Source organism: Staphylococcus sp. AtHG25 (assembly GCF_003217445.1).
GTDB lineage: Bacteria > Bacillota > Bacilli > Staphylococcales > Staphylococcaceae > Staphylococcus > Staphylococcus haemolyticus.
The window spans coordinates 59,719-74,534 of sequence record NZ_QJSN01000002.1; the positions used below are offsets into that span (position 1 = coordinate 59,719).

Here is a 14,816-nt window from a genome sequence, read left to right on the forward strand (position 1 = left end):
TATTCAGTGAATACAAAAATTTAATTGTGATAAAATAATGACTAGAACGAAATTAGGGAGTGGGCAAAAAATGATTCAAATCAAAGGCTTAGTCAAGTTCCCTATCACTTTAGATAGTACAACTTGGATATTCGATGATAGAAAAGTAAAAATTGAAGACATTGAAAGTGGTGTGTTTGAGGGAACGAAACCAATTAGATTCGAAGATAATCGCGAATGGAATAGAGCGATTCTTGAAGGTCAAACGACTCCACCTACTTTAAACTCAGAGATAAAATATCGTAAGCGTTCTGTATTAGAAGATTCATTTGCAATCAATATGACACCTTTCTTTAAAATTGCAGAACCAAAAGACGATGCTACTGCGATAAAATTATTTAATGATGAGTCCTCAATTGAAGTTCCAATAGAATTATTACCTTACCTATTTTTCCAATTTGCGAAAGATGGAAAGCGTATGTATGATGATAATGCAGTAGACAGCTTTGTTTTCAATCCAGATGAAAAAGGATACTCACATGAATTTAAGTATGTTACGCATATAGAGGTGATCTAATTTGCGTGAAGTTCAGTGTATCATTTGTGATACAAAGGTTTTAATTGATGAAAATACGGTTGAAGCCAAACGACTTCGAAATAATCCTATAAGAACTTTTATGTGCGATGATTGTAAAAGTCGTTTAGATAGACCAAAACAACGTCTTAACAAACACCAACCGTTTAACTTCATTAAGAGTGAAGAATTGTAATTATTTTAGTAAATTTAATTAGGTTTTACTCAAAAAAGCCAGTAAATGAAATGACAAAATTTCATTTACTGGCTTTCAAATTTGATGTTTCAAACTATATTTTACGTTATAAACTTTAATTACTCATCTTGCATCATTTGTTTAACACGTTTAGCTTCTTTTTCACGTAATGATTTATTTAAGATTTTCTTTCTTAAACGAATACTTTGAGGAGTAACCTCTACTAGTTCATCATCATTAATATATTCTAAAGCTTCTTCAAGAGTAAGAATTCTTGGTCGGTTCATAGTTTGTGTTTGATCTTTAGTTGCTGAACGTACGTTTGTTTGATGTTTCGCTTTAGTAATATTAACAGTTAAATCATTTTCACGATTATGTTCACCAACAATCATACCTTCGTAGACTTCAGTACCTGGCTCCATGAAGTTAACACCACGATCTTCTAAATTGATGATAGCGTATGCAGTTGCTTGACCTTGGTCCATTGAGATAAGCGCACCATTACGTCTACCTCCAATTTGTGCTTTAACACGAGGTCTGAACTCTTCGAATGTATGGTTGATTATACCATATCCACGAGTCATAGACATAAATTCAGTTGTGTATCCAATCATACCACGTGCAGGTACCATAAAGATTAAACGCGTTAATCCGTTATCAGTAGTCGACATGTCTAACATTTCACCTTTACGTGCACCTAATGATTCAATTACTGAACCTGCATTTTCAGAAGGCACTTCACATTGAACACGTTCGAAAGGTTCACTTAGAACACCGTCAATTTCACGTAAAATAACTTGTGGCTTAGATACTTGAAGTTCAAAACCTTCACGTCTCATATTCTCAATTAAGATAGATAAATGTAACTCACCACGACCTGCAACTACCCATGTATCAGGAGAATCAGTTGGCGTAACTTTTAATGAAACGTCTGTTTCAAGTTGTTGATCTAGACGTTCTTGGATTTGACGTGCAGTGACATAATCACCCTCACGTCCTGCAAATGGTGAATTATTTACTTTGAATGTCATTTCAAGAGTTGGTTCATCAATACGTAATACAGGGAGAGCTTCTTGGTGATCTGTAGGTGTAACTGTTTCACCTACGTTAATATCTTCCATTCCTGAAACCGCAATTAAATCACCAGCTTTTGCTTCTTCGATCTCTTCACGTTTCAATCCAAAATAACCGAAAATCTTAGTCACACGGAAATTCTTAACTGTACCGTCTAATTTAATAAGGGACACGTTATCACCGACACGCATTTTACCTCTAAATACGCGTCCTACACCAATACGTCCTACATAATCATTATAGTCTAATAATGCTACTTGGAATTGTAATGGTTCATCATGATTATCTAATGGCGCTGGAACATAATCTATGATTGTTTCATATAATGATTGCATGTTTTCATCTTGTTTCTCTGAATCAAGACTAGCAGTACCATTGACAGCTGATGCATATACTACTGGGAAGTCTAATTGTTCATCATTCGCTTCTAATTCGATAAATAAATCTAAAACTTCATCTACTACCCCTTCAGGTCTAGCTGATGGTTTGTCAATTTTATTTACTACTACAACGGGTTTTAAATCTTGTTCTAATGCTTTTTTTAGTACGAAACGTGTTTGAGGCATTGTTCCCTCGTATGCATCTACTACAAGTACAACACCGTCAACCATTTTCATAATACGTTCAACTTCGCCACCAAAGTCAGCATGCCCAGGTGTATCTAAGATGTTAATTCTTGTGCCTTTATAGTCAATCGCAGTATTTTTAGCAAGAATTGTAATACCACGTTCTCTTTCTAAGTCATTAGAGTCCATTGCTCTTTCGTCAACATGTTCGTTCTCTCTGAAAATTCCAGATTGTTTTAGTAATTCATCTACTAAAGTCGTTTTACCATGGTCAACGTGCGCAATGATTGCAATATTACGTACATCTTCTCTTCTATTAGTCATTTTATTATTCCTTTCTCGAGTAAACTCCCACTTTTAATTACAACTTTTTTATTATATCATATTATTAGTAAAAGATAACAAAAAGGTGGGGTATGGGATGGAAAAACCTAAGTCTAAAGGTATATTTTGGGTTCTATCTATTATAGCAGTAATATTTTTAGTGCTTTTTAGTTTCAGCGTTGGAGCTGGTAGTATTCCAATGATGATTTTAACATTTATACTTTTCATTGCAACTTTTGGCGCTGGATTCACGCTTAAAAAGAAATATCGTGAAAATAACTGGCTTTAATATAGAAAAATGTCTCGGTAGTAAAATTTGGAAGAAATTCACCTTTCAAAGTTGACTGACCGAGACATTTTTTATTTTCTAAAACGTTGATGTAACTCTGTTAATACTTCATTATGAGGATTTAAATAATTTTCTAGAATCTCATTATGCGTTGCTTTATTTCCAACTAAAATAGAATTAGCACTTTCAATAGTGAGCGGTTCACCCATTAAATTACTTCCAATTCCACCAACTTCATTTAAAATAATCAAACCACCTGCAAAATCCCATGGTTGCAATCTTGGCGTGATATATGCAGCCAATTGTCCTTTAGCTACACTTATAATTTCTAATGCCGCACTTCCAAAAGCTCTACAACTTCTTGCTTGGTTTACAATTCCTGAAAAAATGGGTCCCATTTTTGGCTTAGTAACCCAGTTTGGATTAATTCCTATTAAACTTTGGTTAAGTTGCGTGTTATCAATGGTTTTTAATTCATGATTGTTTTCAAAAGCACCTTCGCCAACTTTAGCATGGTATAGTACATCCTTCATTACATCATAAACTAAACCTGCATATGGCTTGCCATCTCGATAAATACCAATGGAAATCGCAAATCCCTCTTGTTGATGAACAAAATTTAAAGTTCCATCAATTGGATCAACAACCCATACCACACCATTGACGTCTTCCATATGATGTCCATGTCCTTCCTCACCAATGACGCGATGATTAGGATAGCTTCTTAGAATTGCATCGTATATATAGTTTTCAGTTGCTTTATCAACATTTGTTACTAAGTCGTTTGGGTTCGATTTCGTTTCAATACTTAAATCTTTTTTCATCATTTTTCTAACTTTGTTGCCCGCTTCTAGTATTAAACCTTGTGCAAATTCATATAGTGACATATCATCATCTCCTGTTGTCTTCTATTATACAGAATTTCTGGCAATATAATCTATACATCATTGTATACCTTATAATTGTGAGTTTAAACGCTTGAAACCTTAATTCTGCTTTTGGAATGATTGAGTCATTCTATGCTACAATAACTTTAAATTAATTATTCTGAAAAGGAGCAATGCTAATGACACAATATACATTTAAACCTAAAGATTTCAAAGCGTTTGAAGTTGAAGGCTTAGATGCTCGAATGGAAGCATTAAATGAATATGTAAGACCTCAACTTAATCAATTAGGAGATTATTTTAGTGAATATTTCACTTCTCAAACTGGAGAAACTTTTTATGCACATGTTGCAAAACATGCTCGTAGAAGTGTAAATCCCCCTGTAGATACATGGGTAGCTTTTGCTCCAAATAAACGTGGATATAAGATGCTACCTCATTTCCAAATTGGTTTATTTAAAGACCATTTATTTTTAATGTTCGGTGTTATGCATGAAGGAAAAGATAAAGCTGAACGTGTAAAAGTGTTTGATAAGCACTTTGATGTGCTTAAACAATTGCCTGAGGACTATCAAGTGAGTTTAGATCACATGAAACCTGAAAAATCCTTCATTAAAGATTTAAGTGACGATGAGTTACATAAAGCGATTGATCGTGTTAAGAATGTTAAGAAAGGAGAGTTTTTCGTTGCACGCTCCCTCTCTCCTAAAGATGTTGAATTAAAATCTGATAAAGCCTTCCTATCTTTTGTAAAAGAAACATTTGATGAATTTTTAAAATTCTATGAATAAATAAAACATTTAATTCAATATGAGTTGTAAACTATGTTTACCTTAGTAAAAGCCTGGGCCATAATTCAATGACTCAGGCTACAAATATATATTGGCAATAGTTGACTGATTTAAAAATGCACTTGTAATAAGCTTTTTTAATTCTAGTCATCCTTGCCTGGTGGGCGGGCCCCAACAAAGAGAATTTCTCAAAGAAATTCTACAAGCTAAGCTAGTTGGGGTTCGGGGTCCTAACAAAGAGAATTTCTCAAAGAAATTCTACAAGCTAAGCAAGTTGGGGTTCGGGGCCCTAACAAAGAGAATTTCTCAAAGAAATTCTACAAGCTAAGCAAGTTGGGGTAACAACGAAATAAATTTTGGAAAATATTATTTCTGTCCCCTCTTTTTTTACGCCCAATTTTATTAGGTTGACCTAAAAATAAAGTTAGGTTATTATAAAATATATTAGTTTAAGGAGTTTTTTTATGGGTGTAATAGACAACAAAGAACAACGTAGTTTAGATGAAATTAATAGCACAATCGAATTTAATGGCTCGCAACGTACTAGTCAGAAATTTTTGGCTTTTCTAGGCCCAGGTTTACTTGTAGCTGTTGGTTATATGGATCCAGGAAATTGGATTACATCAATGCAAGGTGGCGCACAATTTGGTTATACTTTAATATTTGTAATTTTAATATCTAGCTTATCAGCAATGTTGTTACAAAGTATGACTGTTCGTTTAGGTATCGCTACTGATAAAGATTTAGCCCAAATGACTCGTCACTATTTAAACAAACCAACTGCAATTATATTTTGGGTGATTGCTGAACTTGCAATCATTGCCACTGATATTGCTGAAGTAATCGGAAGCGCGATTGCTTTGGATTTACTTTTTAATATTCCTTTAATCATAGGTGCTTTAATAACAGTTTTTGATGTATTTTTATTACTTTTTATAATGAAATTTGGTTTTAGAAAGATTGAAGCAATCGTTGGTACTTTAATCTTTACTGTACTGATGATTTTTGTATTTGAAGTTTACATTTCATCTCCAAATTTAATTGAAATACTTAACGGATTTGTTCCACATTATCAAATTATTGCTAATCATAGTATCTTGTATATTGCATTAGGTATTATTGGCGCTACAATTATGCCTCATAATTTATATTTGCACTCATCAATCGTGCAATCACGTAAGTATAATCGCCATAGCTTTACTGAAAAAGCCCAAGCGATTAAATTCGCAACAATTGATTCTAATATTCAATTAAGTATCGCATTTATTGTAAATTGCTTACTACTTGTTCTAGGGGCTGCTTTGTTTTATGGAGTCAATTCAAATAGCATAGGTGGTTTCTATGATTTATATCAAGCTTTAAGAACACAACCCGTATTAGGTGTTGTAATGGGAAGTATAATGAGTACACTATTCGCAATAGCATTATTAGCATCCGGTCAGAATTCAACAATCACTGGTACACTCGCAGGTCAAATAGTTATGGAAGGGTTCTTAAAACTTTCTATACCAAATTGGATGAGACGCTTAATCACAAGAAGTTTGGCTGTCATACCTGTTTTAATATGTCTTGTTATTTTCCGGGGCAATGAGTCTAAAATGGAACAATTGCTAGTATTTTCACAAGTGTTCTTAAGTATTGCACTACCTTTCTCATTAATACCACTGCAATTAGCCACAAGTAATGAAAAATTAATGGGTCCGTTTAAAAATAAAAAGTGGGTTAATATATGTGCTTGGAGTTTAATCATCATATTGAGCTTCCTCAATATTTATCTAATAATAGAAACCTTTAAAGAATTATAAAAAAATCTAACGATTTAGCATTATAAATACTAAGTCGTTAGATTTTAGTTTTATATTTTAATAAATATATGGATCATCTTTCTTACGTTCATTATATGATTTTTCAGTTTGCCATTCATCCATTTTTAATTTTTTTGATTTAGGTTTTTGTTTAGGTAGATTAGGATCCTTTTTAACAAATAGCATGATTGCTACAACAATCCACAATATTCCTGCAATTAAACTCATATTAAATATACCTACTAATGCTGCGACAATTAAAAGACAACCTGCTAAAATAGGACGACCTTTAATGATTAACATACCAATAATGCCTAACAACGTTGAAAAGATTAATGTTCCCATAGAAAAAGCCATAGCAAAGTTGACCATTTCAGGTGTAACTTTAACATCTTGATTTCCAAATTGTTTTAGCATTTGTTGATATTGTTCAGTATTATTGTTATTCCTAACCATAAAGTAAGATAGTGATGACATAATTAAATAAAAAATACTTAAACCACAAGCAATCCATCCAAGAATTAACTCTACTTTTCTACTCACTTTCTTAGCCTCCATTATTAAAGTATTTAATTAAATCATACTAAAATTGTAATCTGTTTGCGACTAACTTCATGAATTAAATTGTGGATATTGACACAAAAACGGTTAAGCCATATATGACTTAACCGTTTTAAGTGTATATTAGTTTTTATTATCTTCTTCTTGGTTGTTGACGTCTTTCTCTGATTCGATGTCATCTTTATTCAAGATTTGTTTACGTTCTTCATAGTTCATACGACGTTGACTAGCAGCACTTGGTTGATTTTTACGACGCTCTTTCATACGTTGATTATAAGCTTTGCGCTTTTCTTTTTTCTTAGCTTTAATTTCAGCTTTTTCTCTCTTACGTTGTGCTTTTTCTTCTCTTTTATCAACTTTTGGCTCAGTATCTACTATATTTTCAGCAAAATCGTAAGACTCTTCATCACTAGTGTTATCAAATTGTGATTTTTTATTCGCCTTTTTGTTGTATTTAGCCTGTCTAGAGAGTACTCCCGTTGCTTCAACATCATCAGCATCCGATTGATACTCTCCAGTAATTGCACGTTTTGGATATTGATTATATTTATCTTCCTCAGTATCAGTTGCTAAATCTTGCTCTTCATCATTACGAATCGTTGTTTCATCGTAGTTGTTATCTCGATAATTACTATCGATATCATCATTGTAATAAGGTTTTTTACGACGTGCACGACGTTCAGATTTTTTGGTTTTACGTGGTGATTCAACATAGTCTTCATCATAATCATTATATTGATTATGATCGTCGTAATCATAGTCATCATTAATATTTCTATTAGATCCATAATAACGATCATCATATTCATCTCTAGGATAATATTGATTTTCGTAGCCGTGTGATGGACCATACATAGGCACTGTCTCGACCTTGCTCTTCCTTGCAAACATCATGATTGCAATAATAAAGAAGAAAATAGGAATAATTAATGTTACGAATAATAATACTAATGGCAATGTAATAATTGAGGCAATTAAAAATAAGAATCCAGAAAGTATTCTCATATTCATAGATATAAGTGCTAAAAATGAAATAAGCAAACACACTATGAAATAAACGATAATTGCCCACACACCATTTTGTAACCAAATTACAAATTGTGTTGTATTTAAACTATTATTTGTTAAAATTTGCTGAATTAGTTCATTACTATTCATTGAGTTTTCAAGATTTTGAATTGATGTATCATTACTAAATGACACGAGTGCAATAAACATTGTAATAACCGTCAATATAAGTAAGAAAATCCAACTAAACCAACCTAAAAGTTTTTCAGTCAGACGACTCACAGGCCGTTTGATTTGCGTGTAACGTTCTCCTGACATGTATTACAACTCCTTATTTTACTTATCAAATAATTATATCTAATTCATTATAAAATAACTACTATTTATAGTCTATTTTAAAGACATTTTAAAGTTTAAGAAACTTTCGTTATATTCTCCTAAAGTTTTAGGACCTAAATCTTTGTAGACTTCTAATCGTGATTGCTCTTTTTGAGTAGGATAGAAACGATGATCATCTCTAACTTCTTTAGGTAACAACTGACGAGCCACTTTATTTGGTGTAGCATATCCGACCCATTCTGTATTTTGTTTATTATTTTTAGCATCAAGAAGGAAATTCATAAATTTATAAGCCCCTTCTTTATTCTGAGTGGTTTTAGGAATAACCATATTATCAAACCATAGGTTAGATCCTTCTTTTGGAATAACATAATTATATTTGTCACTATCTTGCACTAAAGGAGCTGCAACACCACTCCATACTACTGCAATATTCCCCTCATTTTGTTCAAGCATCATTGTGACTTCGTCTCCAACAACGCCACGAACTTGTGGTGTAAGGTGATTTAAATCTTTCTCTGCTTCTTTTAAATGACTTGGATTTGTATCATTTAAACTATATCCTAATTTGTTCAAAGCTAATCCCATAATTTCTCGCGCACCATCAACTAATAAAATATCGTTTTTATATTTAGGTTGATATAATGCTTGCCAACTACTAAAGTCTCCATTTGGGTAAACCTCTTTATTATATAAGATGCCTACAGTACCAAAGAAATAAGGTAGTGAATACTTATTATGTCTATCATATGACATGTTCATGTAATCAGAATCTAAATTTTTTATATTTGGAATTTTACTATGATCTAGTGGTTCCAATAAATTTTCATGCTCCAATTTCTGAACGGTATATTCACTAGGAAAAGCCACATCATAATGGGTTCCACCATTTCTAATTTTAGCTTCCATGGCCTCATTAGAATCAAACGTTTCATATATAACTTGAATACCTGTTTCTTTCTCAAATTGTTTAATTAAAGCGGGGTCTATATACTCTCCCCAATTATACACGTATATCTTTTCACCAGTACTAGTATTATCCTGCGATTTAAACCAGTGACTTATACCTAAGCATATTAATCCAACGACAATTGCACCTAATATTAACTGTAAAAATCGCTTCACTGATTTACACCTCGCTTAGTTAATTGTCGTCTCTTAACTGTATGTTGTATTGCATAATAACCGATAATTCCTAATACAATAGCTGCAAATAAAATAGTTGAAATTGCATTTATTTCCATACTAATACCTTTACGTGCCATAGCGTAAACTTCTACAGATAATACACTAAAGCCATTACCGGTTACAAAGAAACTTACTGTAAAATCATCTAATGAGTATGTTAGCGCCATAAAGAATCCACCTATAATTGAAGGCATTAAATTAGGTATTAATACATGTCCAAGTATTTGTGATTCCGTAGCACCTAAATCACGTGCAGCATTTAGAATATTATTATTCATTTCATATAACTGTGGTAACACTACGATAACTACGATAGGAATGCAAAATGCAATATGCGACGCTAACACTGTTCCAAAACCTAGTCCTAAACCAGTTAAATGCCCTATTGCTGTAAACATAATTAAAAATGAGGCACCAATAACTACATCAGACGAAACCATTAGCACATTATTAAGCGTTAATAATGTTACTTTAAATTTTTTATTTCTTAAATAATATAATGAAATGGCACCAAATGTTCCTATTATGGTAGAAATTGCAGCTGCTAATAACGCAACTGATATCGTATTAAAAATTACAGACATCAAACGATCATTCTGAAATAGACTTTGGTAATGTTCCAAAGTAAAATGCTCAAAATGAATCATATTTCCCGCTGAATTAAATGAATAAAACATAAGGAAAAATATCGGAATATATAATATAGCTAATAAAATGCCAATATATAATTTTCCATACCACTTCATTTAATTCACCTTCTTTCGTCCGTGGATTTCGATTTAGTAATGATTAAGATAAATGCCATAAATACAATCAAGAATATGGCGATTGTAGAACCCATACCGTAATTCTGAATAACTAGAAATTGTTCTTCAATCGATGTACCAATATTGATGACTTTATTACCTGCAATTAATCTTGTAATCATGAATAGCGATAATGCTGGAATAAATGTTACTTGAATGCCTGTCATGACACCTTCTTTAGTTAAAGGTACGATAACTTTTCTAAATGTAGTAAATGGACTAGCCCCTAAGTCACTAGAAGCTTGTAACAAATTATTCGGGATAGCTTTCATACTATTAAATATAGGTAGAATCATAAATGGTATATAAATATAGCTTGCTACTAATAAAAATGCCCCCGGTGTAAATAATAGATTAGCCGAAGGTAAATGAATAAAATTTAGAAATCTATTTATTAAACCCTCATGGCTTAGTAAACCAATAAAAGCATATGTTTTAAGTAATAGATTTATCCACGTCGGAATAATTAAAATGAGCAACCACATATTTTGATTTTTTGACGAACGAATAAAATAAGCAGCAGGGTAGCTAATTAATAGAGTGATTATAGTAATTAATGCTGCATAAAAAATCGAATCCCACATCATTTTTAAATATTTCATTGATAATATTTGTTCATAGTTTGTAAAACTAAAATGACCATTTAAATCAGTGAATGAGAAATATACAAGTAAAATAACCGGCACTATTATGAATAACACCATCCATAATAAATATGGAATGATTAGCACTTTATTTATATTACGCATTGTCAAACTCCTCATAACTTTCAATACGTTTATCAAATTCCTCTTCTGTTTCACCTGGAACCATGATGTGTATTGCCTCAGGGTCAAAATAGAGTCCTACTTCGCTTCCAACTTCTGCTTTTTTAGTTGTCTGTATGACCCATTCATATCCTTTTCTATCAATGCAACAAAATTCATAATGAACGCCTCTAAATAGCATTGAATAAACAGTAGCTTTAAATAGCCCTTTGTCTGCTTCTATTAATGAAATATCTTCAGGTCTAATGACGACTTCGACATTTTTGCCTGAAGGTATACCAGCATCTACACATTCAAAATCTTGACCATATATATTTACTACGAAATCCTCAACCATTTTACCCTCAACAATATTGGATTCGCCTATAAAATCAGCTACAAAGCGATTGACCGGTTCATCATAAATATCTGTAGGTGTACCAAATTGTTGAATTTTACCGTCTTTCATAACAAATATGTAATCGCTGAGTGCTAATGCTTCTTCTTGATCGTGAGTAACAAAGATGAAAGTAATTCCTAAACGTTTTTGTAATTCACGCAATTCATACTGCATTTCAGTTCTTAATTTTAAATCCAAAGCAGATAGAGATTCATCTAACAATAAAATTTCCGGCTCATTAACTATTGCTCTTGCGATAGCAACGCGTTGCTTTTGACCGCCACTCATTTCATTAATATTTCGTTGTTCATACCCTGATAATTTCACTAGTTTTAAAGCATTTATTACTTTTTCATCAATATCTTTTTTGGAATGCTTTTTCAACTTTAAACCAAAAGCAATATTGTCATAAACATTCAAATGCGGAAATAAAGCATAATCTTGGAAAACAGTGTTTACCTTTCTTTTATTTGCAGGCAAATCACCTATTGATTTATTTAAATATATAATATCTCCATCATCTGGTTGTTCGAATCCAGCTATAAGTTTTAAGATTGTGGTTTTACCACAACCTGAAGGACCTAGTAATGTATAAAAATGTCCTGACTCAATCTCTAAATCCATTTTGTTTAATATCATTACATCATCAAAACCTTTTGTCACACCTTTAAAAGATAACAATGGCTCCATTACTATACTCCTCCTTTATAAATATGATGCTGTCGCAACAATTAAAATTTCAATTTCATCGGTTGTTTCATTATGTAATTGATGTATTTCATTAGCCCTAAAATATAAAACATCTTGTTCATTTGCCTGATATCGTGAATTTCCTAATGTAAGTGTTACACAACCTTTTAAGCAATAAATGAATGTATCTGACTCAGATGGATCAAAGTGTTTATAAGACGCACCTGGTTTTAATGATAATATGAGCGGTTCCATTTCAAATTCATTAGATTTCATTACCAACCAATTAAGGACATAACCTCTATCATATTCATCGTAAATAGTTCGTTCATTTTTAGTGTATAGCACTTTTTCTTTTGATTTCTCTTTAAAAAAATCACTAGGAGAAGTACCTAACACTTCTAGAATATTTAAAAATGTTTCCATACTAGGAGAAGCATGTTGACTCTCAATTTGAGATATGTACCCTTTTGATAAATCTGTTCGTTCTGCCAGCTCTTCTTGCGTTAAATTCTTTTGACGTCTTAAATTACGTAATTTATTTCCAATTTGCATCGCTAATCACCTTAAAAAAGCTATACTTTGTTTAGTAATATTAAACATTTTGTTTAATGCTTAATAAAAGTAACAAAATATAGCTTTAACTTCAATACTTTTTTGAAATTAATTAAAATTAATGATGCAGATATTATGATTTTTAATAATTAACGTTAAATCGTTATAAGTTATTTTGCACTGAATGATGTTAATTCGGGATTGTTCTTTACTTCTTGTACAACTTTATAACTATTATAATTACTTTTTTCTTCAAATTCTTTAAATAGTTGCTTTTCTTCTGCTTTGCCGGGAACAATTTCTTTGAATCGTTTATAATGATTCATTAAGTCTTGACCGTTAACCGAGTTTTCATAATAATTTTCAATTTTATTAAAGAAAGCAATTACATCAACCATTTCTTCATTAGACCAATCTAAGTCTAGTGGATATTGGTATTCCATTTTATTCCTCCATTCATTGTGTTAGCCATTAGTAATCTATTACCCTTTTTTGGTTAAATAATTATAAAAAAGGGGTGAAACCAAGTTCAAACATGAACTTGAGTTGCACCCCTCTTGGATGTCAAATAACCTCAATCAAATCTAATTAAAGTTATTCGATCTATATAGTTAGTCAGTTTGACTAAAAATTACATTGTGTGGATTGGCATTCCAATTGCTTTTTCAGCAGCTTCCATAGACATTTCACCTAATGTTGGGTGAGCATGTACTGTTAATGCGATATCTTCAGCATTCATACCAGCTTCGATAGCTAGACCTAATTCAGAAATGATATCTGAAGCGCCATTACCAGCAATTTGTGCACCGATAACAGTATCGTCTTCTTTAAGTGTGATAAGTTTAACGAAACCAGTTGTATCATCTAATGATAAAGCACGGCCGTTACCAGCATAAGGGAACTTAGAAGCTTTGTAGTCTAAACCTTCTTCTTTAGCTTGTGCTTCTGTGTAACCTACTTGAGCTAATTCTGGTTCAGTGAAACATACAGCTGGCATACCGATGTAGTCTACTTCTGATGCTTGACCAGAGATAGCTTCAGCAGCTACTTTAGCTTCATAACTTGCTTTATGAGCAAGTGGTAAACCAGGAACGATATCACCAATTGCATAAATATTGTCGATAGAAGTACGGCTTTGTTTATCTACTTCTAATAATCCACGATCTGCGAATTTAAGTCCTAATTCTTCTAAACCTAATTCGTCTGTGTTTGGACGACGACCAACAGTTACTAATACATAATCAGCTTCGATAGTTTTTTCTTCACCTTTAGCTTCATAAGTAACTTTAACGCCATTTTCAGTTTCTTCAGCATTTTTAGCCATTGCTTCAGTAATGATTTCAACGCCTTTTTCTTTCATGCCTTTTTTAACTGGTTGAACCATTTGTTTTTCGAATCCGCCAAGAATTTCTTTAGCGCCTTCTAAAATTGTAACATCTGACCCAAAGTTAGCAAATGCAGTACCAAGTTCTGAACCAATGTAACCGCCACCTACAACGACTAATTTACCTGGAACTTCTTGTAAGTTTAATGCACCTGTTGAATCGATAACACGTTTACCAAATTCAAAGTTAGGAATTTCAATTGGTCTAGAACCTGTTGCGATAATAGCGTGTTTGAAATTGTAAGTTTGTGCACTTTTTTCATCCATAACACGTAAGCTGTTATTATCAACGAAATAAGCTTCACCTTTTACAATCTCAACTTTATTACCTTTTAATAAGCCTTCAACACCACCAGTTAATTTGTTTACAACTGATTTTTTGAATTCTTGAACTTTGTCGAATTTAAGTGATACGCTTTCAGCGATAACACCTAAGTTTTCAGAGTGTTGAGCTTCTACAAAGCGATGTGAAGCGTGTAATAATGCTTTTGATGGAATACAACCAACGTTTAAGCATACACCACCTAAGTTACCTTTCTCAACGATAGTAACTTTTTGTCCTAATTGTGCTGCGCGAATTGCTGCTACGTATCCACCAGGACCTGCTCCGATTACAATAGTATCTGTTTCAATTGGGAAATCTCCAACTACCAT

16 protein-coding genes are annotated in these 14,816 nt (G+C 32.4%); 5 read left to right on the forward strand and 11 right to left on the reverse strand.

Annotated features, from left to right (window positions below):
• Positions 1–70 precede the first annotated feature (70 nt).
• Both BDW31_RS01870 and BDW31_RS01875 read left to right on the forward strand, forming a co-directional pair.
• The gene (locus BDW31_RS01870; RefSeq protein WP_053024641.1) at positions 71–556 is read left to right on the forward strand and encodes a hypothetical protein; all 486 of its coding nucleotides are present in this window, start codon (positions 71–73) and stop codon (positions 554–556) included.
• 1 nt (position 557) lies between these two features.
• Positions 558–749, forward strand: a complete 192-nt coding sequence (locus BDW31_RS01875) for a YlaI family protein (protein ID WP_011276118.1) — start codon at positions 558–560, stop codon at positions 747–749.
• Between the two features lie 119 nt (positions 750–868).
• Here the strand turns inward: BDW31_RS01875 and typA are convergent, their stop codons facing one another.
• Positions 869–2,713, reverse strand: coding sequence for a translational GTPase TypA (typA, locus tag BDW31_RS01880; protein ID WP_037549390.1), 1,845 nt, complete (start codon positions 2,711–2,713; stop codon positions 869–871).
• A gap of 97 nt (positions 2,714–2,810) precedes the next feature.
• Here typA and BDW31_RS01885 point away from each other — a divergent pair, with 97 nt between their 5' ends.
• Positions 2,811–3,002, forward strand: a complete 192-nt coding sequence (locus BDW31_RS01885) for a DUF5325 family protein (protein WP_011276120.1) — start codon at positions 2,811–2,813, stop codon at positions 3,000–3,002.
• 71 nt (positions 3,003–3,073) lie between these two features.
• Here BDW31_RS01885 and BDW31_RS01890 read toward each other — a convergent pair whose 3' ends face one another.
• Complete coding sequence (locus BDW31_RS01890) at positions 3,074–3,889, reverse strand: inositol monophosphatase family protein (RefSeq protein ID WP_110709017.1); 816 nt, start codon at positions 3,887–3,889, stop codon at positions 3,074–3,076.
• Positions 3,890–4,068: 179 nt separating this feature from the next.
• Here BDW31_RS01890 and BDW31_RS01895 point away from each other — a divergent pair, with 179 nt between their 5' ends.
• Both BDW31_RS01895 and BDW31_RS01905 read left to right on the forward strand, forming a co-directional pair.
• Positions 4,069–4,680, forward strand: coding sequence for a YktB family protein (locus BDW31_RS01895; RefSeq protein ID WP_037549385.1), 612 nt, complete (start codon positions 4,069–4,071; stop codon positions 4,678–4,680).
• 464 nt (positions 4,681–5,144) lie between these two features.
• A complete protein-coding gene (locus tag BDW31_RS01905) occupies positions 5,145–6,485 on the forward strand; it encodes an Nramp family divalent metal transporter (RefSeq protein WP_037549383.1) in 1,341 nt (446 codons plus the stop codon).
• A gap of 57 nt (positions 6,486–6,542) precedes the next feature.
• Here the strand turns inward: BDW31_RS01905 and BDW31_RS01910 are convergent, their stop codons facing one another.
• From BDW31_RS01910 to lpdA, 9 genes are all read right to left on the reverse strand, one after another.
• Positions 6,543–7,028, reverse strand: a complete 486-nt coding sequence (locus tag BDW31_RS01910; protein WP_037549375.1) for a DUF4064 domain-containing protein — start codon at positions 7,026–7,028, stop codon at positions 6,543–6,545.
• Between the two features lie 141 nt (positions 7,029–7,169).
• A complete protein-coding gene (auxB, locus tag BDW31_RS01915) occupies positions 7,170–8,372 on the reverse strand; it encodes a lipoteichoic acid stability factor AuxB (RefSeq protein WP_053024635.1) in 1,203 nt (400 codons plus the stop codon).
• Positions 8,373–8,444: 72 nt separating this feature from the next.
• Complete coding sequence (locus tag BDW31_RS01920) at positions 8,445–9,518, reverse strand: ABC transporter substrate-binding protein (RefSeq protein WP_110709019.1); 1,074 nt, start codon at positions 9,516–9,518, stop codon at positions 8,445–8,447.
• The gene (locus tag BDW31_RS01925; RefSeq protein WP_037549369.1) at positions 9,515–10,327 is read right to left on the reverse strand and encodes an ABC transporter permease; all 813 of its coding nucleotides are present in this window, start codon (positions 10,325–10,327) and stop codon (positions 9,515–9,517) included. Before BDW31_RS01925 ends, BDW31_RS01920 begins: the two co-directional genes overlap by 4 nt.
• A gap of 5 nt (positions 10,328–10,332) precedes the next feature.
• On the reverse strand, positions 10,333–11,136 hold the full coding sequence (locus BDW31_RS01930; RefSeq protein ID WP_053026577.1) for an ABC transporter permease: 804 nt from the start codon (positions 11,134–11,136) through the stop codon (positions 10,333–10,335).
• Entirely contained in the window at positions 11,129–12,223 is a 1,095-nt protein-coding gene (locus BDW31_RS01935) for an ABC transporter ATP-binding protein (RefSeq protein WP_110709022.1), read from the reverse strand. The genes BDW31_RS01930 and BDW31_RS01935 overlap by 8 nt, the downstream gene beginning before the upstream one ends.
• Before the next feature lie 15 nt (positions 12,224–12,238).
• Positions 12,239–12,778: a helix-turn-helix domain-containing protein gene (locus tag BDW31_RS01940; protein WP_011276130.1), complete on the reverse strand. Its 540-nt coding sequence runs from the start codon at positions 12,776–12,778 to the stop codon at positions 12,239–12,241.
• Positions 12,779–12,948: 170 nt separating this feature from the next.
• The gene (locus BDW31_RS01945; RefSeq protein ID WP_037535602.1) at positions 12,949–13,221 is read right to left on the reverse strand and encodes a UPF0223 family protein; all 273 of its coding nucleotides are present in this window, start codon (positions 13,219–13,221) and stop codon (positions 12,949–12,951) included.
• Between the two features lie 188 nt (positions 13,222–13,409).
• Entirely contained in the window at positions 13,410–14,816 is a 1,407-nt protein-coding gene (gene lpdA, locus BDW31_RS01950; protein ID WP_011276132.1) for a dihydrolipoyl dehydrogenase, read from the reverse strand.